17 protein-coding genes are annotated in these 23144 nt (G+C 52.8%); all 17 read left to right on the forward strand.

The window, feature by feature from the left end; translation table 11 throughout:
- Positions 1 to 207 precede the first annotated feature (207 nt).
- The 17 genes from gyrA to Q0V31_RS12425 all read left to right on the forward strand — a co-directional run bounded on the left by gyrA (position 208) and on the right by Q0V31_RS12425 (position 23098).
- Positions 208 to 2976, forward strand: a complete 2769-nt coding sequence (gyrA, locus tag Q0V31_RS12345) for a DNA gyrase subunit A (protein ID WP_298188074.1) — start codon at positions 208 to 210, stop codon at positions 2974 to 2976.
- A 203-nt stretch (positions 2977 to 3179) separates the two neighbouring features.
- Positions 3180 to 4265, forward strand: a complete 1086-nt coding sequence (serC, locus tag Q0V31_RS12350; protein WP_298188075.1) for a 3-phosphoserine/phosphohydroxythreonine transaminase — start codon at positions 3180 to 3182, stop codon at positions 4263 to 4265.
- The gene (gene pheA / locus Q0V31_RS12355) at positions 4265 to 5371 is read left to right on the forward strand and encodes a prephenate dehydratase (RefSeq protein ID WP_298188076.1); all 1107 of its coding nucleotides are present in this window, start codon (positions 4265 to 4267) and stop codon (positions 5369 to 5371) included. Before serC ends, pheA begins: the two co-directional genes overlap by 1 nt.
- A gap of 91 nt (positions 5372 to 5462) precedes the next feature.
- A complete protein-coding gene (hisC, locus tag Q0V31_RS12360; protein ID WP_298188077.1) occupies positions 5463 to 6569 on the forward strand; it encodes a histidinol-phosphate transaminase in 1107 nt (368 codons plus the stop codon).
- Entirely contained in the window at positions 6566 to 8821 is a 2256-nt protein-coding gene (locus Q0V31_RS12365) for a bifunctional prephenate dehydrogenase/3-phosphoshikimate 1-carboxyvinyltransferase (protein ID WP_298188078.1), read from the forward strand. The genes hisC and Q0V31_RS12365 overlap by 4 nt, the downstream gene beginning before the upstream one ends.
- Positions 8818 to 9504: a (d)CMP kinase gene (cmk, locus tag Q0V31_RS12370; protein ID WP_298188079.1), complete on the forward strand. Its 687-nt coding sequence runs from the start codon at positions 8818 to 8820 to the stop codon at positions 9502 to 9504. The genes Q0V31_RS12365 and cmk overlap by 4 nt, the downstream gene beginning before the upstream one ends.
- A gap of 152 nt (positions 9505 to 9656) precedes the next feature.
- On the forward strand, positions 9657 to 11351 hold the full coding sequence (gene rpsA, locus Q0V31_RS12375; protein ID WP_298188080.1) for a 30S ribosomal protein S1: 1695 nt from the start codon (positions 9657 to 9659) through the stop codon (positions 11349 to 11351).
- 153 nt (positions 11352 to 11504) lie between these two features.
- On the forward strand, positions 11505 to 11789 hold the full coding sequence (gene ihfB, locus Q0V31_RS12380; protein ID WP_090387490.1) for an integration host factor subunit beta: 285 nt from the start codon (positions 11505 to 11507) through the stop codon (positions 11787 to 11789).
- A gap of 931 nt (positions 11790 to 12720) precedes the next feature.
- On the forward strand, positions 12721 to 14151 hold the full coding sequence (locus Q0V31_RS12385; protein WP_298188081.1) for a mannose-1-phosphate guanylyltransferase/mannose-6-phosphate isomerase: 1431 nt from the start codon (positions 12721 to 12723) through the stop codon (positions 14149 to 14151).
- Positions 14144 to 15229 carry a GDP-mannose 4,6-dehydratase gene (gene gmd, locus Q0V31_RS12390; protein ID WP_298188082.1) on the forward strand — a complete coding sequence of 362 codons (1086 nt, stop codon included), beginning with the start codon at positions 14144 to 14146 and terminating at the stop codon, positions 15227 to 15229. The genes Q0V31_RS12385 and gmd overlap by 8 nt, the downstream gene beginning before the upstream one ends.
- A gap of 30 nt (positions 15230 to 15259) precedes the next feature.
- The gene (locus Q0V31_RS12395; RefSeq protein ID WP_298188083.1) at positions 15260 to 16180 is read left to right on the forward strand and encodes a GDP-L-fucose synthase; all 921 of its coding nucleotides are present in this window, start codon (positions 15260 to 15262) and stop codon (positions 16178 to 16180) included.
- Entirely contained in the window at positions 16177 to 17343 is a 1167-nt protein-coding gene (locus Q0V31_RS12400) for a DegT/DnrJ/EryC1/StrS family aminotransferase (protein WP_298188084.1), read from the forward strand. The genes Q0V31_RS12395 and Q0V31_RS12400 overlap by 4 nt, the downstream gene beginning before the upstream one ends.
- Positions 17340 to 18119 carry a glycosyltransferase gene (locus tag Q0V31_RS12405; RefSeq protein ID WP_298188085.1) on the forward strand — a complete coding sequence of 260 codons (780 nt, stop codon included), beginning with the start codon at positions 17340 to 17342 and terminating at the stop codon, positions 18117 to 18119. Before Q0V31_RS12400 ends, Q0V31_RS12405 begins: the two co-directional genes overlap by 4 nt.
- A gap of 655 nt (positions 18120 to 18774) precedes the next feature.
- Positions 18775 to 20226 (forward strand): hypothetical protein, encoded by a 1452-nt coding sequence (locus Q0V31_RS12410; protein ID WP_298188086.1) that lies wholly within the window; start codon positions 18775 to 18777, stop codon positions 20224 to 20226.
- A 1-nt stretch (position 20227) separates the two neighbouring features.
- Positions 20228 to 21094 (forward strand): alpha-1,2-fucosyltransferase, encoded by an 867-nt coding sequence (locus tag Q0V31_RS12415; protein ID WP_298188087.1) that lies wholly within the window; start codon positions 20228 to 20230, stop codon positions 21092 to 21094.
- Positions 21091 to 22047: an NAD-dependent epimerase/dehydratase family protein gene (locus Q0V31_RS12420; protein ID WP_298188088.1), complete on the forward strand. Its 957-nt coding sequence runs from the start codon at positions 21091 to 21093 to the stop codon at positions 22045 to 22047. Before Q0V31_RS12415 ends, Q0V31_RS12420 begins: the two co-directional genes overlap by 4 nt.
- Positions 22037 to 23098, forward strand: coding sequence for a glycosyltransferase (locus Q0V31_RS12425; protein ID WP_298188089.1), 1062 nt, complete (start codon positions 22037 to 22039; stop codon positions 23096 to 23098). The genes Q0V31_RS12420 and Q0V31_RS12425 overlap by 11 nt, the downstream gene beginning before the upstream one ends.
- The last annotated feature ends 46 nt before the right edge of the window (positions 23099 to 23144 follow it).

Here is a 23144-nt window from a genome sequence, read left to right on the forward strand (position 1 = left end):
GCGCTGGGGATAGGTGCGGCGCGGCGATTGTGGTAAGCTCCGGCGGTTTTCGGGGGTGCCCGTTAGGGGGCTCCTACCTGCGCAGATACATGGCATAACTTATTGATTTGTCGTGAGTCGCTATGAGCCGCAAGGCACGGCGACAGGCTCTGCACCGTTCAGGACGAATGGCGCGGAGTTTCACCAGAAAAAGGAACAAGGCTACTCATGGGCGAACTGGCCAAAGAAATCCTCCCGGTCAATATTGAAGACGAACTCAAGCAGTCCTACCTCGACTACGCGATGAGCGTAATTGTCGGGCGCGCACTACCGGATGCACGCGATGGCTTGAAGCCCGTGCACCGCCGTGTGCTGTTTGCCATGAGTGAGTTGGGTAACGACTGGAACAAGGCATACAAGAAGTCCGCCCGTGTGGTCGGTGACGTTATCGGTAAGTATCACCCACACGGTGATACGGCGGTGTACGACACCATCGTACGGATGGCGCAGCCATTCTCCCTGCGTTATCTGCTGGTTGATGGTCAGGGTAACTTCGGTTCGGTGGACGGCGATAACGCCGCGGCCATGCGCTACACCGAAGTGCGCATGACCAAGCTGGCCCATGAGCTGCTGGCTGACCTGCACAAAGAAACCGTGGACTGGGTGCCGAACTACGACGGCACGGAAATGATCCCGGCGGTGATGCCGACCAAGGTGCCCAACCTGTTGGTCAACGGCTCCAGCGGTATCGCCGTGGGCATGGCCACCAACATTCCACCGCACAACCTCACGGAAGTGATCAACGGCTGCCTGGCCTTGATCGACAACGCCGAGCTGACGGTCGATGAACTGATGCAGTACATCCCGGGCCCGGACTTCCCCACGGCGGCGATCATCAACGGTCGCGCCGGCATCATCGAGGCCTACCGCACCGGTCGTGGCCGCATCTACATGCGTGCCCGCGCGATTATCGAAGACATCGACAAGGTCGGTGGCCGCCAGCAGATCATCGTCAGCGAACTGCCGTACCAGCTGAACAAAGCCCGTTTGATCGAAAAGATCGCCGAGCTGGTGAAAGAGAAGAAGCTCGAAGGTATTACCGAGCTGCGCGATGAGTCTGACAAAGACGGCATGCGCATCGTCATCGAGCTGCGCCGTGGTGAAGTGCCGGAAGTGGTACTGAATAACCTCTACGCCCAGACCCAGATGCAGAGCGTATTCGGCATCAACGTGGTGGCGTTGATCGACGGCCAGCCGAAAGTCCTGAATCTCAAGGACATGCTCGAAGCCTTTATTCTGCACCGCCGTGAGGTGGTCACCCGCCGCACGGTGTTCGAGCTGCGCAAGGCGCGTGAGCGCGGCCACATCCTTGAAGGTCAGGCGGTTGCTCTGTCCAACATCGATCCGGTCATCGCCCTGATCAAAGCCTCGCCGACCCCTGCCGAAGCCAAGCTGGCGCTGATTGCCAATGCCTGGGAGTCCAGCGCAGTTGAGGCGATGGTTGAGCGTGCTGGTGCCGACTCCTGCCGCCCGGACGATCTTGATCCGCAGTACGGTCTGCGCGACGGCAAGTACTACCTGTCGCCAGAGCAAGCCCAGGCCATTCTTGAGTTGCGTCTGCACCGTTTGACCGGGCTTGAGCATGAAAAACTGCTGGCCGAGTATCAGGAAATTCTTACCCAGATCGGCGAGCTGATCCGCATCCTCACCAGCTCTGTGCGCCTGATGGAAGTGATCCGCGAAGAGCTGGAAGCGGTTAAAGCCGAGTTCGGTGATGCGCGTCGTACCGAGATTCTTGATAATCGCCTGGATCTGACCCTGGCGGACTTGATCACCGAAGAAGAGCGTGTGGTCACCATCTCCCACACCGGTTATGCCAAGAGCCAGCCGCTGCATGCCTACCAGGCGCAGCGGCGTGGTGGCAAAGGCAAGTCGGCCACCGGGATCAAGGATGAGGACTATATCGCCCACCTGCTGGTCGCCAATAGCCACGCCACCCTGTTGCTGTTCTCCAGCAAGGGTAAGGTGTACTGGCTGAAGACTTACGAAATTCCCGAGGCTTCGCGCGCGGCTCGTGGTCGTCCGCTGGTTAACTTGTTGCCGCTGGATGAAGGTGAGCACATCACCGCCATGCTGCAGATCGATCTGGAGGCGCTGCGTCAGCAAGCGCCAGAAGGCGATGAGCAAGACGACATCGAGGGTGTACTGGTCGAGCAGGACGAAGTCGAAGAGCTGGCCGAAGGCGATGACGCCGACGACGAAACCCCAGATGAGCCAACCGGTGCCTACATCTTTATGGCTACGGCCAAAGGCACTGTGAAGAAGACCCCGCTGGTGCAGTTCAGCCGTCCGCGCAGCTCGGGCCTGATTGCCCTCAAGCTGGACGAAGATGACACCCTGATCTCCGCCGCCATCACCGATGGTGCCTGCGAAGTGATGATGTTCTCTGACGGCGGCAAGGTCATCCGCTTCAAAGAAAGCAAAGTACGCACCATGGGCCGTACCGCACGCGGTGTGCGCGGCATGCGCCTGCCGGAAGGGCAGGAGATTATCTCCATGCTGATTCCTGAAAGCGGTGCGCAGATTCTCACCGCCTCCGAGCGTGGTTATGGCAAACGCACTGCGATGGACGAGTTCCCGCGTCGTGGTCGTGGTGGTCAGGGCGTAATCGCCATGGTCAGCAACGAGCGCAACGGCAAGCTGGTGGGTGCGGTGCAGGTGCTTGAAGGCGAAGAAATCATGCTGATTTCCGACCAAGGCACCCTGGTGCGTACCCGCGTCAGTGAGATTTCCAGCCTCGGCCGTAACACCCAGGGCGTGACCCTGATTAAGCTGGCCAAGGATGAAACCCTGGTCGGTCTTGAGCGTGTGCAGGAGCCGTCGGCGGACGATGACGAAGAGCTGCTGGAAGGCGAAGAGGTTGTTGATGGCGCGATGGCGGATGCAGGTGATGCACCCGAGGCCGCAGCTGACGAAAGCCCAATCAGCGAAGAGTGATTGATGTGAGTCGTAGGGTGGGTTGAGCTCAGCGATACCCACCGCGTGCGTAGGGCGGATTAGCCGAAGGCGTAACCCGCCAGTCGGCAGCAATGATGGGTTACGTCGCTGCGCGTCTAACCCATCCTACGGGCGGTGATTAAGGCAGTGGATGCGTCAATGCGAGGTGCGTTGACGCTCGGTGAATCTGAGAGAGAGTGGATGTGAGCAAGCGAGCCTTTAACTTCTGCGCCGGCCCGGCCGCGCTTCCTGAAGCTGTTCTGCAACGCGCCCAGGCGGAGCTCCTCGATTGGCAAGGCAAAGGCCTGTCGGTCATGGAAATGAGCCACCGCAGCGAGGAGTACACCTCCATCGCGGAAAAAGCCGAACAAGACCTGCGTGACCTGATGGACATTCCATCGGATTATAAAGTGCTGTTTCTGCAAGGCGGCGCCAGCCAGCAGTTCGCTGAAATCCCACTTAACCTGCTGCCCGAAGACGGTGTCGCCGACTATATCGACACCGGTATCTGGTCGAAGAAAAGCATCGAAGAAGCCAGCCGCTACGGCAACATCAATGTCGCCGCCAGTGCCAAAGCCTATGACTACTTCGCCATTCCGGGGCAGAACGACTGGCAGCTGTCGAAAGACGCCGCCTACCTGCACTACGCCAGCAACGAAACCATCGGTGGTCTGCAGTTCGATTGGGTCCCTGAGCTAGGTGATGTGCCGTTGGTCGCGGACATGTCCTCCGACATCCTCTCGCGGCCGATTGATGTGTCGAAGTTCGGCCTGATTTACGCCGGCGCGCAGAAGAACATCGGCCCCAGCGGCCTGGTGGTGACTATTGTTCGCGAAGACCTGCTCGGCCGTGCCCGCAGCGTCTGCCCGACCATGCTCAACTACAAAATCGCCGCCGATAACGGCTCGATGTACAACACGCCGGCGACGTTCTCCTGGTACCTCTCCGGCCTGGTGTTCGAATGGCTGAAAGAGCAGGGCGGTGTCGCGGCGATGGAGCGGATTAACCGCGCCAAGAAAGACCTGCTGTACAAAGCCATCGATACCAGTGATTTCTACAGCAACCCGATTGCCGTGAATGCCCGTTCCTGGATGAACGTGCCGTTCCGTCTGGCTGACGAGAAGCTCGACAAGGCCTTCCTCGCCGGTGCCGACGCGCGTGGCCTGCTTAACCTCAAGGGGCATCGCTCGGTCGGCGGCATGCGTGCCTCGATCTATAACGCGGTGGGCCTGGAGGCTGTTGAGGCGCTGGTTGCCTATATGGCAGAGTTCGAAAAGGAGCACGGCTGATGAGCGACGTAGTTTCCGAGCAGGAGTTGCAGGCCCTGCGTCTGCGCATCGATAGCCTCGATGAAAAGATTCTTGCGCTGATCAGTGATCGTGCAAGCTGCGCCGAAGAAGTCGCACGAGTGAAGATGAAGGCCCTGCCGGAAGGCGAGAAGCCGGTGTTCTACCGTCCCGAGCGTGAAGCTCAGGTGCTCAAACGCATCATGGAGCGCAATAAGGGGCCGTTGGGCAACGAGGAAATGGCGCGGTTGTTCCGTGAAATCATGTCCTCCTGCCTGGCCCTGGAAAATCCGCTGAAGGTTGCTTACCTCGGCCCGGAAGGCACCTTCTCACAAGCGGCGGCAATGAAGCATTTCGGTCACGCGGTGATCAGCGTGCCGATGGCGGCTATCGATGAAGTGTTCCGCGAAGTGGCAGCCGGTGCGGTGAACTTCGGCGTGGTGCCGGTGGAGAACTCCACCGAAGGTGCCATCAACCATACCCTCGACAGCTTCCTTGAGCACGACATGGTCATCTGTGGCGAAGTCGAGCTGCGTATTCACCACCACCTGCTGGTCGGCGAAACCACCAAGACCGACAAGATTACCCGCATCTATTCCCACGCCCAGTCGTTGGCGCAGTGCCGCAAGTGGCTGGATGCACATTACCCCAACGTCGAGCGTGTGGCTGTTTCGAGCAACGCCGACGCCGCCAGGCGGGTAAAAAGCGAGTGGAACAGCGCGGCGATTGCCGGTGACATGGCGGCCAGCTTGTACGGCCTAAGCAAAATTGCCGAAAAGATTGAGGATCGCCCGGACAACTCCACGCGCTTCCTGATTATTGGCAGCCAGGAAGTACCACCGACCGGTGACGATAAGACCTCTGTGATCATTTCCATGAGCAACAAGCCGGGCGCGTTGCATGAGTTGCTGGTGCCGTTCCACCATAACGGCATCGACCTGACTCGCATCGAAACCCGCCCGTCGCGCAGCGGTAAATGGACCTATGTGTTCTTTATCGACTTCGTTGGCCACCACCGCGACCCGCTGATCAAGGACGTGCTGGAAAAGATCAATCAGGAAGCTGTGGCGCTCAAGGTGCTGGGCTCCTACCCCAAAGCGGTACTTTAAAACTGCTGCGGCACGCCTCGGGTTTCAAGCTACACGCGCATCGACGCCGGGCTGTACTTGGGGCTTGCGGCTTTAAGCGTGAGGCTTTGTTATGACCGATTTCCTCGCCTTGGCCCAGCCAGGCGTACAGCAGTTGTCGCCCTATGTGCCAGGCAAGCCGGTGGATGAGCTGGCCCGTGAGCTGGACCTGGATCCGGCCAGCATCGTCAAGCTGGCGAGTAACGAAAACCCACTCGGCCCCAGCCCTAAAGCCCTGGAGGCGATTCGTGCCGAGCTGGTCGAGCTGACGCGTTACCCCGACGGCAATGGTTTTGAGCTGAAAAGCCGCCTGGCTGCGCGCTGCGCTGTGCAGGTTAATCAGGTCACCCTGGGCAATGGATCCAACGACATTCTCGACCTGGTCGCACGTGCCTACCTGGCTCCAGGGCTGAATGCGGTGTTTAGTCAGTACGCCTTTGCCGTCTACCCGATTGCCACTCAGGCCGTCGGCGCGCAGGGCAAGGTGGTGCCGGCTCAGGGCTATGGTCATGACCTTGAGGCCATGCTCGCCGCCATCGATGAAAATACTCGCGTGGTGTTTATCGCCAATCCGAACAATCCGACGGGCACCTGGTTCGGCCCTGAGGCGCTAGAGCGCTTCCTGTCGCAGGTGCCAGGCAATGTACTGGTGGTGCTGGATGAAGCGTATATCGAGTATGCCGAAGGTGATGAGCTGCCCGATGGCCTTAAATACCTTTCGCGTTACGACAACCTGCTGGTCTCGCGCACCTTTTCCAAGGCCTATGGCCTGGCGGCACTGCGCGTTGGTTATGCGCTGAGCTCGGCGCAGATTGCCGATGTGCTTAACCGTGTGCGTCAGCCGTTCAATGTCAACAGCCTGGCGTTGGCGGCGGCTTGTGCGGCGCTGGATGATGCCGATTACCTAGCCAAAAGCCGTCAGCTCAATGATGCCGGCATGGCCCAGCTTGAGGCGGGGTTGAGTGCATTGGGGTTAAGCTGGATTGCGTCCAAGGGCAACTTTATTGCCGTGGATTTTGCCCGTGATACCGCTGCGATTAATCAGGCGCTGCTGCGCGCCGGGGTTATCGTGCGGCCGGTAGGCGGCTATGGCATGCCAACTTTTTTACGGGTATCGATTGGTTTGCCGGCTGAAAATGCCCGCTTCCTTGAAGTGTTGACCGGGGTGTTGAGCGCGTGAGTGATTTCAACGCGGCTGCCACTCCGTTGCCATCTGCCGCGCCTAAACTCGGGCGCCTGGTGGTTATTGGCCTGGGGCTGATTGGCGGCTCCTTTGCCAAGGGGCTGCGTGAGCGCGGCCTGTTCAGTGAAGTGGTGGGGGTCGATTTGGACCCCGAGTCCCAGCGCCTGGCCGTTGCCTTGGGCGTGGTTGATCGCTGTGAAACCGACCTGGCAACGGCCTGCCAGGGTGCAGCGGTGATTCAATTGGCGGTGCCGATCCTGGCCATGGAGAAGCTCCTAGCGGAACTGGCTAAGCTTGATCTCGGCGCAGCGGTGCTGACCGATGTCGGCAGCGCCAAGGGTAATGTGCTGCGCGCTGCGCGCCTGGCCTTTACTGATCGACAGGTGCGTTTTGTGCCGGGGCATCCAATTGCCGGTTCCGAGCAAAGTGGCGTCGAGGCGGCCAATGTCGAGCTGTTTCGCCGGCATAAAGTGATCCTGACGCCGAGCGAGCAGAGTGATGCGGCGGCGTTGGCGCTGGTCGATAACCTGTGGCGCGAGCTGGGGGCGGATGTCGAGCACATGGAGGTCGAGCATCACGATCAGGTGCTGGCCGCAACCAGCCACCTGCCGCACCTACTGGCCTTCACGCTGGTGGACTCGCTGGCCAAGCGCAGTGAGAACCTGGAGATATTTCGTTACGCTGCCGGCGGCTTTCGTGATTTCACGCGCATCGCTGGCAGTGATCCAGTCATGTGGCATGACATCTTTCTCGCCAATCGCGAGGCAGTACTGCGCACGCTGGACGTATTTCGCGACGACCTCGACGCCTTGCGCGACGCGGTTGACGCTGGGGACGGGCATCAATTGCTGGGCGTATTTACCCGCGCCCGCGTGGCCCGTGAGCATTTCGGCAAAATTCTCGCCCGTAGGGCCTATGTGGACGCTATGCACTCGAACGATCTGATTTTTCTGGCTAACCCTGGCGGCAAACTCTCTGGGCGAATTCGCGTGCCAGGTGATAAATCCATCTCGCACCGCTCGATCATGCTCGGCTCGATAGCCGAGGGTGTGACTGAGGTTGAGGGCTTCCTTGAAGGTGAGGATGCTCTGGCGACCATTCAAGCGTTCCGCGACATGGGTGTGGTCATCGAAGGCCCGCACCATGGTCGCGTCACTGTGCATGGTGTCGGTATGCGTGGTCTCAAGGCGCCGCCTGGGCCGATCTACCTGGGTAACTCGGGTACCTCGATGCGCCTGCTGGCGGGCCTGCTGGCGGCGCAGTCCTTCGATACCACCTTGACCGGTGATGCTTCGCTGTCCAAGCGGCCGATGAATCGCGTGGCCAAGCCATTGCGGGCCATGGGTGCAATTATTGAAACCGGGCCGGAAGGGCATCCGCCGCTGACCATTCGTGCCGGCGGTCGTCTGGGCGGTATGACTTATGAAATGCCGATGGCCAGCGCTCAGGTCAAATCCTGCATGTTGTTAGCGGGGTTGTATGCGGCCGGTACGACCACAGTGATTGAGCCTGCACCGACCCGTGATCATACCGAGCGTATGCTGCGTGGCTTCGGCTATCCGGTTACTGTCGAGGGCAATAGCGCTACCGTGGAGTCGGGTCATAAGCTGGTCGCCACTCATATTGAGGTACCGGCGGATATTTCTTCGGCCGCCTTCTTCCTGGTTGCTGCCAGCATCGCTGAAGACTCTGAGCTGGTTCTTGAGCATGTTGGGATCAACCCGACCCGCACCGGGGTGATCGATATTCTCCGCCTGATGGGTGGCGATATCGCCCTGGAAAACCAGCGTGAGGTAGGTGGCGAGCCGGTGGCGGATATCCGCGTGCGCAGTGCTAAGCTCAAAGGTATTGATATCCCTGAGGACTTGGTGCCGCTGGCTATCGATGAGTTCCCGGTACTGTTCGTCGCCGCTTCGGTGGCCAAAGGGCGCACGGTGCTGCGTGGTGCCGAAGAATTGCGGGTCAAGGAGTCCGACCGTATTCAGGTCATGGTAGATGGTCTGACTGCGCTGGGCGTTAAGGCTGAGCCTACCTCGGATGGCATCATCATCGACGGTGGCAGCATCGGTGGTGGTGAGGTCTGGGCGCATGGTGATCACCGCATCGCTATGTCGTTTAGCATCGCCTCCTTGCGTGCGACTGCGCCGATTCGCATCCACGACTGCGCTAACGTCGCCACCTCGTTCCCCAACTTTCTGGCGCTGTCGGCTCAGGTCGGCATCCGTGTCGCTGAAGAGGGCAAGCTATGATCGTCGCTCCGGTTATCACCATCGACGGTCCGAGTGGTTCGGGCAAGGGTACGGTTGCCGGCTTGCTAGCCAAGCAGCTGGGCTGGAATCTCCTGGACTCGGGTGCGCTCTATCGTCTGCTGGCGTTTGCTGCGGGCAATCATGGTGTCGACCTGACCAACGAAGAGGCGATGAAGCTGCTTGCCGCTCATCTGGATGTGCAATTTATTGCTGCCGGTGAGGGTCATGGTCAGCGCATTATTCTCGAAGGTGAAGAGGTCACTGATCTGATTCGTAATGAGCAGGTCGGTGCCGGTGCTTCGCTCGTCGCATCCTTGCCGGCGGTGCGTGATGCGCTGCTGCAACGCCAGCAAGCATTTCAGGAAATGCCGGGGCTGATTGCCGATGGTCGCGACATGGGCACCGTAGTGTTTCCCGATGCGCCACTGAAGGTTTTCCTCACCGCCAGCGCCGAGGAGCGTGCCCGTCGACGCTACTTGCAGTTGAAGGAAAAAGGCGATGATGTTAATCTCGCGAGTCTTCTTGATGAGATTCAGGCGCGCGATGAGCGCGATACTCAGCGTGCAGTGGCCCCGCTCAAGCCAGCGGCCGATGCAATCCAGCTGGATTCCACTGAACTCTCGATTGAACAAGTGCTTGAACGAATTCTCAGTGAGGTCGCCGATCGCGACCTTGCTGGATGACCAGAGCCACAGCTGCTTAAGCTGACCGGCTCGCCAAGGAAACTTTCGGGAACCCAGTCCTAGACCCGTCTGCTTCTTTTTACATAAACGTACCCACATTGTCTGGAGTGTGGTTTGGGCGGATTCCCTGCCCTGAATCAACAGGAATTAAAATGAGCGAAAGCTTTGCTGAACTGTTTGAAGAAAGCCTAAAAACCCTGAACCTTCAGGCAGGCTCAATCATCACCGCCATCATCGTTGACATCGATTACCAAGCTGGTTGGGTAACCGTTCACGCTGGTTTGAAGTCTGAAGGCCTCATCCCGCTGGAACAGTTCCACAACGACGCTGGCGAGTTGACTATCAAGGTCGGTGACGAAGTTCACGTAGCGCTGGACGCGGTTGAAGATGGCTTTGGTGAAACCAAGCTGTCCCGTGAAAAAGCCAAGCGTGCTGAGTGCTGGATCGTTCTGGAAGCAGCTTTCGCCGCTGAGGAAGTGGTTACGGGCGTTATCAACGGTAAGGTTAAGGGCGGCTTCACAGTCGACGTTAACGGCATCCGTGCGTTCCTGCCAGGTTCCTTGGTCGATGTCCGTCCAGTGCGTGATACCACTCACCTGGAAGGCAAAGAGCTCGAATTCAAAGTCATCAAGCTGGACCAGAAGCGCAACAACGTTGTTGTTTCCCGTCGCAGCGTCCTCGAAGCCGAGAACTCCGCAGAGCGCGAAGCGCTGCTGGAATCCTTGCAGGAAGGTCAGCAAGTTAAAGGTATCGTTAAGAACCTCACGGATTACGGCGCATTCGTCGATCTGGGTGGCGTCGATGGCCTGCTGCACATCACCGACATGGCGTGGAAGCGTATCAAGCATCCGTCCGAAATCGTCAACGTTGGTGACGAGATCGACGTCAAGATCCTCAAGTACGATCGTGAGCGCAACCGTGTTTCCCTCGGCCTTAAGCAGCTGGGCGAAGATCCATGGGTTGCCATCAAGGCGCGTTACCCGCAGGACACCCGTGTTACTGCGCGCGTAACCAACCTGACCGACTACGGCTGCTTCGCAGAGCTGGAAGAAGGCGTGGAAGGCCTGGTGCACGTATCCGAAATGGATTGGACCAACAAAAACATCCATCCTTCGAAGGTCGTTAACGTCGGCGACGAAGTGGAAGTTATGGTTCTCGATATCGACGAAGAGCGTCGTCGTATCTCCTTGGGTATCAAGCAGTGCAAAACTAACCCGTGGGAAGATTTCTCCGGTCAGTTCAACAAGGGCGACAAGATCTCCGGCACCATCAAGTCGATCACCGATTTCGGTATCTTCATTGGTCTGGATGGCGGCATCGACGGCCTCGTTCACCTGTCCGACATTTCCTGGAATGAAGTAGGCGAAGAAGCTGTACGCCGCTTCAAGAAGGGCGATGAGCTGGAAACTGTGATCCTCTCCGTTGACCCGGAGCGTGAGCGTATTTCCCTCGGCATCAAGCAGTTGGAAGAAGATCCGTTCTCCGACTACGTTGCTGTTAACGATAAAGGCACCATCGTGCGCGGTATCGTTAAAGAAGTTGACGCTAAGGGCGCAATCATCACCCTGGCCGAAGGCATCGAAGCTACACTAAAAGCTTCCGAAATCAGCCGTGACCGCGTTGAAGACGCGCGTAACGTGCTGAAAGAAGGCGAAGAAGTAGAAGCCAAGATCATCAGCGTTGACCGTAAGAGCCGCGTAATCAGCTTGTCGGTCAAGTCGAAAGACGTTGAAGACGAAAAAGAAGCAATCCAGAGCCTGCGCGACAAGCCAGCTGCCTCTGACATTGCTGCGGGCCCGACCACTCTTGGTGATCTGCTCCGCGCGCAAATGGAAAAGCAGAACTAAGTTCAGCTAATCCACAAAAAAGGGCGACTTCGGTCGCCCTTTTTTGTGCCTGAAAATCGCTAAGGTATTGTTTTATAGGCTGTTCAAATCCAACCAGGCATGCTAAAACCGTTCTATCTAGTGATCTAGCCGCTTGAAAAAGAAGGGAAAAACATGACCAAGTCGGAGTTGATCGAGCGCATTGTCACCCATCAGGGGCAGCTCTCGTCAAAGGATGTCGAGTTAGCGATCAAGACCATGCTGGAGCAAATGTCTCAGGCCCTGTCGACAGGCGATCGCATCGAGATTCGCGGCTTTGGCAGTTTCTCGCTGCACTACCGCGCGCCACGGGTAGGGCGTAACCCCAAGACGGGGGATTCTGTTCGCTTGGATGGGAAATTTGTACCGCATTTCAAGCCGGGCAAGGAGTTGCGGGATCGGGTGAATGAGGATGAGTAAGGTGTTTTGGTTTACTCAATCATTAACAGGCGGCTAAGTCGGTAGCGATATCTAGGTCCTAGATCTTCCAGAAAATGAAGTGTCTAAGGTGTAAGGAGTCGACCATCTTGTAAGTCTCTGATGCCGGTATGGCTGGCCCAAGTTACCGTGTCACGAGGCGGGGGCCTGAGCACGATTTGCTCTTTATGCTTTGGTCGTTTGTGCAGCATCCCATCGATATATGCGGTTTGCTGTAGCGTCTGGCGCGCATATCCCTCATCTGAAAATACGTTACGTACTATCTCCTCGCTCAAGCTGTTGAGGCTCAGTGATTCAGGACGCCCCGATATGGTGCTAAGCTTCGCCCAGTAATGAGGTGTTTACGTGATCAGAAGGTCATTCGGTCTAGGCCTCAAACTTGAAGCGGCCGGCTTGGTTCTAGATCAAAGCTATTCAATTCCGGGGGGGGGGGTGAAAATCCATGAATGATTCATGCTTCAGGCCATCCCTAAGAAGGTTTGTGTGCTCTTGCTCTGCAACTGAATACGTGTAGTGCTTTGACTTCGAGTATCAGATCGTAGTGTTAGGAGTTTATGCAGTCTGCCTATGAGGCATTATGTGCCGACCCAACTCAATAGCCGTATCGCGCATACCTCACTTTCTAATACATGAAGAAGTTATTTACCGGGAAAGCTTTTTGATATATTATGAAACTTTGAAAGTGGTTTGGGTCTATCTATATATTAAAACAAATGTCTCGGAAGAGGTTAGGGTGGGTAGGGGTATTATGTAATTGTTGCAGTAGCCAAAATTCAATACTTGATTTGACGGTTGTGTACTTGTAGTGACCGCTCTTAATAATTATTTGATATGTCTAAATGAATATGATGTGGGTGGAAAATAAATTACATTCACCTTGTTCAGGATATATTGCTATGTAAGTAGAAGAGTAATGACATTTAATTCAATTACCCCTATTGTTCTTTGTGGTGGTTCTGGCTCTCGATTGTGGCCGTTGTCACGCAGGAGTTTTCCAAAGCAGTTTGTGCCGCTGATAGGCGGTAAAAGTCTATTGCAGTTGACGCTTGAGCGAGTTTCTTGTCTCGCAGATAATGTGCTGCTGGTTGCTTCCGAAGAGCACCGTTTTTTAGTATCTGACAATCTTAATCTCGCACAGCTAAAAGGGTGCGCAATACTAGAGCCTTGTGCTCGCAATACCACAGCGGCTATGGCGCTGGCAGCGCTGACCTGTGGAAAAGAGGGGCGTGATCTTCTTCTTTTCTGTCCGGCGGATCACCATATACCTGACAGTGAGAGTTTTGCGAAAACCGTTTGGGAAGGTATCGACCAGGCCAAAGCTGGGGCCATAGTGACGTTTGGTATTGTGCCAAGCTTTCCTTCCACGGCATATGGGTACATTCAGCAAGGCGGCATTGAAGAAAACGGTGGTCGATGTGTCGAGAAATTCGTAGAGAAGCCTGATGCAGCCACAGCACAAAAGCTACTACTAGCTGGAAATGTCTTTTGGAATGCGGGCATCTTTATGTGCAAAGCTACTGTTTTGATCGATGCCCTTGAACAATATGCTTCCGATATTCTAGCTGTATGTCGCGCATCTCTTGAAGCAGCCGAATGCGAGGAGCTCTCAAGAGATACGATCTTTACTCGGCCGGACGCCACCATTTTTGCAACTTGCAGATCACAAAGTATTGATTACTCCGTTATGGAGCATCACGAGAATGTGGTGGTAGTACCTTTCAATGGTCAGTGGAGCGACGTGGGTAGCTGGAACGCTCTGGCCGAGTTGACGAAGGCGGACGATGCCGGAAACAGAATCCACGGACAAGGAACTGTCAGCCGGTCAAGCAATACATTTATTCATGCCCCTCATCGGCCGGTTGTCGCTCTAGGTATCGAGAATCTGCTGATTATAGACACACTGGATGCTGTGCTAATTACACACAAGGACCATGCAGAACATGTCAAAGACATCGTTGTGCAACTTGAAAATGAAAAGTGTAGTCAAGCCATTTCTCATCGGAAGGTTTCACGTCCTTGGGGGTGGTACGACAGTATTGATATGGGAGATCGCTTCCAGGTAAAACGAATCGGTGTCAAACCGGGTGCATCCTTATCCTTGCAAAAGCATCACCACCGAGCTGAACATTGGATTGTGGTAAAAGGCACGGCTGAGGTGACGCGAGGAAGCGAAACCTTTCTTTTGACAGAGAATCAATCCACTTACATTCCCATTGGGGAACTCCATCGCCTGAAAAACCCTGGGATGGTTGAACTCGAAATAATAGAAGTTCAATCAGGTAGTTATTTGGGCGAAAACGATATAGTTAGATTTGAAGATAATTATGGAAGAGCAAATGACTAAGAAAGCACTTATAACCGGCGTTACCGGACAAGATGGCGCCTATCTTGCTGAACTGCTGCTGAGCAAAGGCTACGAAGTGCACGGCATAAAACGCCGCAGTTCGTCGTTCAACACCGCTCGCATTGATCATTTGTTCCATGACGTCCACGATGAAGGCCTGCCATTCTTCTTGCATCATGGTGATATGACAGACTCTTCCAGTCTGACTCGAATCATTCAAAAAGTGCAGCCAGATGAAATCTATAACCTGGCGGCACAAAGTCACGTTGCTGTTTCATTCGAAGAGCCGGAATACACTGCAAACTCCGATGCTCTGGGCGCCTTGCGTATTCTCGAAGCTATTCGAATTCTGGGCCTCGAGAAAAAGACCCGTTTCTATCAAGCCTCAACTTCCGAACTTTACGGCTTGGTTCAAGAAACCCCGCAAAAAGAAACAACACCGTTCTATCCGCGTAGCCCTTATGCCGTAGCAAAACTGTATGCGTACTGGATCACCGTCAACTACCGTGAAGCCTATGGCATCTACGCCTGCAACGGCATTTTGTTTAACCACGAAAGCCCTATCCGTGGTGAAACATTTGTGACGCGTAAAATTACGCGTGCACTCGCGCGCATCAAGCTGGGACTGCAAGACTGCCTGTATCTTGGCAACATGGACTCGCTGCGCGACTGGGGCCACGCCAAAGACTACGTCGAGATGCAATGGCTCATGCTTCAACAGGAAAATCCTGAAGACTTCGTGATAGCAACTGGCGTGCAGTACAGCGTGCGCGACTTCGTCAATGCTGCTGCTCAGGAACTGGGTATTAAAATTACCTGGCAGGGCAAAGATGAAGAAGAAAAAGGCATCGACGAAACCGGTAAATGCATTGTGGCAGTCGATCCTCGCTACTTCCGCCCAACCGAGGTTGAAACCTTGCTGGGTGACGCTTCCAAAGCTAAAACCAAGCTCGGCTGGACACCAAAAATCACCTTTGCTGAGCTCGTTAGCGAAATGGTTCGTGAAGACCTGAAAACCGCCGAGCGCGATGAATTGACTCGCAAACACGGCTACACCACTTTCAGTGGCAATGAATAACATTACTTGGCAAGCCATTAGATGAGCAAAATGCGAATATTGTTGACTGGGGGAGGGGGGATGGTCGGGCGCAACGTGCTTGACCATCCAGAGATCAGCAGCTTTGAAGTGCTGGCACCGCGCAGCAACGAACTGGATCTGCGTGACTACAACGCGGTTCAGGCTTATCTGGAGCAGCATAAACCTGATCTAGTGATTCACGCCGCGGGTAAAGTGGGTGGTATTCAGGCCAACATCAAGGAGCCAGTAAGCTTTTTGCTGGACAATCTGGATATGGGCCGCAATATCGCGTGGGCGGCCTACAAGGCAGGCATAACACGCCTGATTAACCTTGGCAGTTCCTGCATGTACCCGCGCAATCATTCCGAGCCATTGAGCGAAGACATGGTTCTCAAAGGAGAACTGGAGCCGACGAACGAAGGTTACGCTTTAGCCAAGGTTGCGACCGCGCGCCTGTGCGAATACATCATGCGCGAAGACGCCCGCTTTCAATATAAGACACTGATACCATGCAACATCTACGGTCGCTATGACAAATTCGACCCCATTCACTCACATCTCTTGCCGGCGATCATTCACAAGATCCACCTGGCGAAAAAGAATGGCGAGCATTCGGTGGAGATTTGGGGCGACGGCAACGCCAGGCGTGAATTCATGTATGGCGGCGACTTGGCAGACGCTATCGTGCAAGCGATAAAGGGGTTTGATTCAATGCCACCCTATCTGAATATTGGGCTAGGGCACGACTTCTCTATCAATCAGTATTATCAAGCTGTAGCCGCAGTGATGGGGTATGACGGACGGTTCGAGCACAACCTCGAAAGACCTGTAGGAATGGCGCGCAAATTAGTGAGCATCGAGCGTCAGACATTATGGGGATGGAGCCCGCGCCACACCCTGCAAGAAGGCGTCGAAAAGACCTATAGCTATTATCTGGAGCATCAGCAATGAGTATAAAATTTCCGCTGGCAGCCTCTTCTTGGGAGAAAGAAGAGCTCGACGCCATGCAACGTGTTATCGCCACCGGCATGTTCACCATGGGCGAACAGGTTAAAGCATTTGAGCGGGACTTTGCGCAGTACGTAGGCAGTAAACATTGCATAATGGTGAACTCCGGTTCTTCCGCAAACTTATTGATTGTTGCAGCATTGTTCTACACTCAGAATTCTTCATTAAAGCTTAAGCGTGGCGATGAAATTATCGTACCTGCTGTTTCCTGGAGCACTACTTACTACCCGTTATATCAATACGGTCTCAAGATCAAGTTCGTCGATATCGACCTTCAAACGCTTAACTACGACCTTGAGCAACTTGCACTTGCCGTCACTGATGAAACCCGGGCCATCATGGCCGTGAACCTCTTGGGGAATCCTAACGATTTCGGTCGCATCCAGGAAATTGTTGGTGATCGTAATATTGTCTTGATTGAAGATAACTGTGAATCCATGGGTGCCACTTACAATGGCAAACAGGCGGGAACCTTTGGTGTCATGGGCAGCTTCAGCTCCTTCTTCAGTCATCATATTTCGACTATGGAAGGCGGCTTGATTGTGACCGACGATGAGGAGTTGTATCAGATTCTGCTTTCGCTACGGGCTCATGGCTGGACACGCAACCTTCCGAAGCAAAACCTGGTGTGCAGCGAAAAAAGCGACGACCCGTTCGAAGAGTCCTTCCGATTTGTTTTGCCGGGATACAACGTCCGCCCTCTGGAACTGGAAGGAGCTCTCGGTGTAGAACAGGTCAAGCGCCTCCCAAAAATGGTTGAAGAACGGCGCAAAAACGGCGCGCTTCTACAAGCGGCCATGAGTGGCCACCCGGACATCATTATTCAACATGAAATCGGTAACTCCAGTTGGTTCGGTTTCAGTCTGGTCATTCGCCCAGGAAGCAAATTAACGCGTAAAGAGTTGGTTTTCAAACTAGATGAACTAGGTTTTGAATGCCGCCCGATTGTGGCAGGCAACTTTGCCAAAAACGAAGTGGTCAAGTATTTCGACTCTGAAGTTCATGGTACGTTGAAGAATGCAGAGTACATCGATAAGTTTGGTCTATTTGTGGGTAATCATCACTACCCAGTTACTAAAGCGATAGAGGTTTTACGATTGCTATGAAAACTACCGTGGCTCCTTTTATCACTATAATTATGCCTTGTTACAATGGTGGGAAATACCTCAGGGGGGCATTAGACGCTTTTTTTTCTCAAAGCTACCCGCGTAAGAAAATAATAGTGGTAGATAGTAAAAGCTCTGACTGCTCACATGAAATACTCTCCGAGTACATCGCCGAGGGTTTTCCACTGGTGTGGGATAAAACACCGGATATGGGGATATCAGATGCAATTAATATAGGTATTCGGCACCTAAACAAGCAAGAAATTTTCGGCTATTTGGGGTGTGACGATATATTAATGCCTGGTGTTTTGGATGAGGTTGCTAATTTGGCTTCTGTAGCGCCCAAAATAGATGGATTTTACTTTGACTCAGTTAGTTATAGTGTAGGGGGGAATAGATTGTCGTATAGAAAGTGTCCAACTTCAACGCTTTCACTGGATAATCTTTTGAAATTCGGGACTATTGTTGGGCTGCAAAATATCTATATCAGGTCTGAGCATGTTGTGAATAATAAATTTGCCGTTCATTTGAAGTATTCAATGGATTATGAGTACTATATTAGGTTGACAAGAGGAGGGGTGAGTAGTTTTTGTCATCTACCCAAACCGTCAACGATTAATATTATGGACCAAAATGTCTCTACCGCATTCATGTTGGAAGGCTCGTTTGAGGCTATAAAGGCTGCTGCTGAGCAGGTTGGATATCGCCCGCGACTCTTGTATAGACTCCTTCTGCTGAAAATAGCTCAATTAAAGAGTTGGTTGGTGAAATTATAAGTCTTGGTAGTGTCGTTATAAAAGGTATGTCCAATGATCAAGTATTTAATTTTTCCGGTAAGTATAATGTAGATGATGGTCTGGTAGGTTAGGTTCGCTGAGAGATTTATTTTTATTTAATGGTGTATAGATACATGCGCGTAATGTGGACTCAGGCAAGAAGCATTAAATGCGACAGTCGTTTTTCAAGCAAGCCAAGAACCATCTGCTTGAATTACGGACTTGCAGCTGTTGATGGGCGGCTAGATAATGGCCTGGCTGACAATGCTTCCAGCTTTGAATCGCCCCATGCGAAGAGAAATGCAGGACGCGTAGAAGTATTTTCTATAGTGTCGAGTATTAGCACCTTGGTGTTAAAAAAGATTTAATGAAGATAATATTGAGAGCGGGGGCGATATGCTACCAACTCTCATCACTTTTCGGCCTCATAAAAAGAATTGAAAGCCTTAAAGTTCAGTTTCATGATTTTGTTGATGACGCCATTGAAAAAAGAAACGAACTAAGATGCTTACTTCAGTGCACACATTTTGAGACATGGAACTACGAAATTTTTTGGGGAACTGGAAAGCCAAAAGCGCTTCCCTATAATGAAAAGAGTATTTGGAACTCAGGGCTGTTTTTATGGAGGCTATCGTTAAAACGATAGTTGAAGACCTTGACATTTAAGCGTGATTTATTGGTCATAAGCTTCGGGCGCATCGCAACAACCGTGATAGCGCTCGTATCGATCCGTGCAGTGACGTCCTTTCTCACCCCCGAGAAGTATGGGGAGCTGGCGATTCTGATAACCGTGCAAATGTTTTGCGGTCTTATCCTCATCAATCCTGTCGGCCAGCATATAAGCCTGCATATACATGTTTGGTGGGATGATGGAACGCTGATTCGCAGGCTGAAATCCTACAGCGGTTACATCATTCTAGTCTCTGCGTTAGGAGCTTTTGTAGCCTTAGGCGTAACGAATCCGGCATCAACTATGGGCGCTATTTCCATCATGGTCGTTGTCTTTGTAATGGTTGCAGCCAGCACATGGAATTCCACGTTTATTCCAGCGTTGAATATGCTCGGTTTTCGTGCGTCGTCCGTAAGTTGCTCCGTAGTCTCATCGATAGCTGCTCTGATTGCTTCGATACTGTTTGTTACGCTGTGGGGCTCGGCGATTGCCTGGTTCGCAGGCCAGGCCTTGGGAATGCTGGTCGGAGCCGTTAGTGCTCGATATTACTTCAAATTCCGCATTTCCTCGCCTATTTACAGCCAATCGCGTCTACCGTTGCTCGACAAAAAGACGGTCCTTGCATACTGCTTGCCATTGTCATTGGCTACAGGTCTGATGTGGATACAACTCAGCGGCTACCGTTTCGCAATTGAGCATTATTGGGGACTAGCCCAACTCGGTTTTTTTGTGGTGGGGTTGCAATTGGCAGGGCAGATTTGGGCTTTGGCAGAGTCGCTTGCTATGCAGTTCTTGTATCCTTTCTTCTTTCGCCGTGTGAGCGAAAAGTCGAACAATACTGAGGTCGAACTCGCTGTTTCTGATCTTTTAAATACGCTGGTGCCGGTCTATTTACTTCTAGCTGGACTGACAATTCTGGCAGCGCCTTATCTGCTTAAAATACTGGTTGCCCCCGAGTACAGCAATGCATGGGGATTTATAGTTATGGGTGCTGTGGTTGAGCTGTGTCGCGCGCTGGGCAATGTGCTGAGCAATGCCGCACACATCAAAAGAAAAACCACTTCATTGGCGTTACCTTACGCGACAGGCGCCACTGTAATTTTGCTGTTTATTGTGTCTGCCGGTGAGTTAAAAGCAGACATCAGTTACGCCGGTCTTGCGTTGATTTCAGGCGCGGTGACAATGCTTACAGCTATGTCGATAAATATGTACAAACAAGTAAGGTTTAAACTAGACAGCCTGCGCTGTTCAAGTGCATTGGTACTTATGATAGGCATGGCAAGTCTCGTTATGTACTTACCTCCAGCAACGGATTGGTTAATGGCCATCTGTTATCTTTTTATACTATCAACCTTAGTCGCAGTGATTCTCTTCCTTATGCTATGGAATAACCCTGCCACTGTCAGACTGCTCAATGTGCAACTAAGGAACAGTTAAGATGGTTATCGCACACCTTATTGGCGGTTTAGGCAATCAAATGTTTCAATATGCCGCTGCCCGGGCCCTTTCCTCCGCAAAAAAAGAGACACTGCTGCTCGATACTTCGTCCTTCGCATCATACACCCTGCATCAGGGATTCGAACTGAGCAAGCTATTTGCCGGCGAAATATGTATTGCCCGCGACACAGATGTTAAACATGTTCTCGGTTGGCAAACAGCTCCCCGGATTCGAAACTACTTACATCGCCCTAAGCTCGCCTGGCTGCGCAAAGCCAGCTTAATCATAGAACCATCTTTTCATTATTGGAGTGGCCTGCAAAGAGCTCCAGACGATTGTTACTTGATGGGCTACTGGCAGAGTGAACGTTATTTTTTTGACGTGGCGGAAGAGGTTCGAAAGGATTTTACTTTCAAGCTCGACATGAGCCCACAGAATATTGAAACTGCAGATAAAATACGAAATACCAATGCAGTTAGCCTGCATGTGAGGCGGGGGGACTATGTTAATAACTCAGTCTATGCAACTTGCACGCGGGACTATTATCGAACCGCTATCCTGCACCTGTCGAAACACGTCAACGCCCCCACATTCTTTGTTTTTTCTGATGATATCGACTGGGTAAAAAACAACCTGGATATAGACTTCCCGCTTCACTATGTGAACCATAACAAGGGCAGTGAAAGCTATAACGATATGCGCCTCATGAGTATGTGCCAGCATAATATTATCGCAAATAGTTCGTTTAGCTGGTGGGGCGCATGGCTCAACCCTAGCGCGGATAAAGTCGTTGTCGCACCAAAAAAATGGTTTATTAATAATACAAATGTGAACGATTTGTTCCCCTCTGCATGGGTGACGCTATGAATGTCCAGACCCCCTCAAAAATCGGCACGCTGGTCATCGGCGGAGGTGGATATATTGGAGCTTTTCTCGTACCTCAGCTAATCGCGTCCGGCAGGCGGGTCACTGTCTTGGGGCGGAGTCCACAACCGCGGTTCCCCCTCCCGGTTGAAGCGAAATATATGAGCGGCGATTTTGCACAACAAGAGCTGATTTGCAGCTTGCTGGATACTCATCAGGAGGTGATTCAACTCGCCTACGCAACAGTGCCGAACACATCATTCGAGAACCCGCTTGCTGACTTGCAGCAGAACCTGCCTGCGGCAGTACAACTATTTACCGAGGTCGCACTACGCAATCGGAAATTGGTGTTGATCTCATCAGGTGGCACAGTTTATGGCGAAGCATTCACATTACCCATAGACGAAACACATCCGACTAAACCGATATCTCCTTACGGTGTTACTAAGCTCACACTGGAGTGCTACGCGTATCTTTACGCAAAGACGCATGGACTACAATTTATTTGCGTCCGCCCAGCCAATGCCTATGGCGTGGGCCAGCGCCCGTTTATTGGGCAAGGTTTCATCGCAACCGCAATAGCCTCTTCAATCAAAAAAATACCGATCAAAATATTTGGGGAAACAGGCTCAATCCGTGATTACCTTAATATCAGTGACGTTGCTTCCGGCATTGTTCATGCTTTGAAATATGGAAGGTTTTCCGAAACATACAACCTCGGTTCATCGGTCGGCCTGAGCAACCTTGACGTGATTAATGCGATTACTCCGTTGATGCACGATATCGGGTGCAGTGTTAGTTCTGAGCATCTTCCTGAACGTGCATTCGATGTAAGGGCTAACGTTCTGGACGCGTCAAAACTTAAAAAAGATACAGGGTGGTACCCCCTGGTAAGTTTCAACGACGGTTTGTCGGCAACACGGGACTGGCTCTGGAGCAACAAGCGTGACTTCTAACACCTTCATTAGCACGCCGCTCATTTCGGTAGTTTTGCCTATTTACAACGCTGGCGCATACCTTTCGGAAGCGCTTGACTCCATCCTCAATCAAACGGTTAACGACTTTGAGGTGATAGCGGTTGATGATGGATCGACAGACAGTTCTTTATCTGTTCTTCAGCAGTACGAAAAAAAGGATTCTCGCATCAAAGTTGTCACTCGTGCGAACAAGGGGTTGGCCAATACGCTCAACGAGGCTCTTACCCTCGCGACAGGCGAGTGGATTGCACGAATGGATCAAGACGACATAGCGCATCCACACCGATTTGAAAAGCAGCTGGCCTACTTGAAATCCTCCGGGGCTGATATGGTCGGGAGCTGGGTTAAACGCTTCGGCGCTGGAGACAGGCGAATTGTTAAACTACCTGAATCTGACAATGCAATCAAAATGGCATTACTGTTTGGATCTCCTTTTGCGCACCCAGCCGTCATGATGCGCGCCGCGCTGGTAAAAGAGCTACGCTATCAACCCCGCTGGGACAAAGCCGAGGATTACGACCTTTGGGTTCGGGCGGCTATTGCCGGTTGGAAAATGGCAAACGTTCCGGAAGTTTTACTTCAATATCGAGTGCATGGAGCACAGATATCCACAGCTGCATCGAACAGACAAATGCAACTATCTCAAGGCATCAGAAAAACATATTGGAATTATGTTTTTGGCTTATGGGGGAAAGATAAATCGTGTATCGATTCTGTATTGAATGCCCGAGCAGTTGCTGTCAAAGTCAATATTGAAGAAATAGAATCAGCGTTGTCCGAGGTGCTTCTGCATTGTCAGGGGGAGGCTCGAGAGGTTGTTATTAGCCATGCTCTGAAAATATACTTTAGAGTCGCAGCAGATTGCCCTAGCATTGTTTCGAAATGGACCAGGCTGAGTAGCAAGTTCTCAACCCCGCCCCGGCTGAAAACTAAAATAATGCTAGGAGGGTTACGCTTATTTAGAATTAGGCCGGAAAGCAATTTTTTTATTGGCATCAGAGCCGCGTTAGTCTTTTTTCAGGCTCGGTAAGCGGTTGCACTGGATTGCTCCCGGTTTAACACTCACAAATAATGAG

It is taken from the genome of uncultured Pseudomonas sp. (assembly GCF_943846705.1).
Taxonomy (GTDB): Bacteria; Pseudomonadota; Gammaproteobacteria; order Pseudomonadales; family Pseudomonadaceae; genus Aquipseudomonas.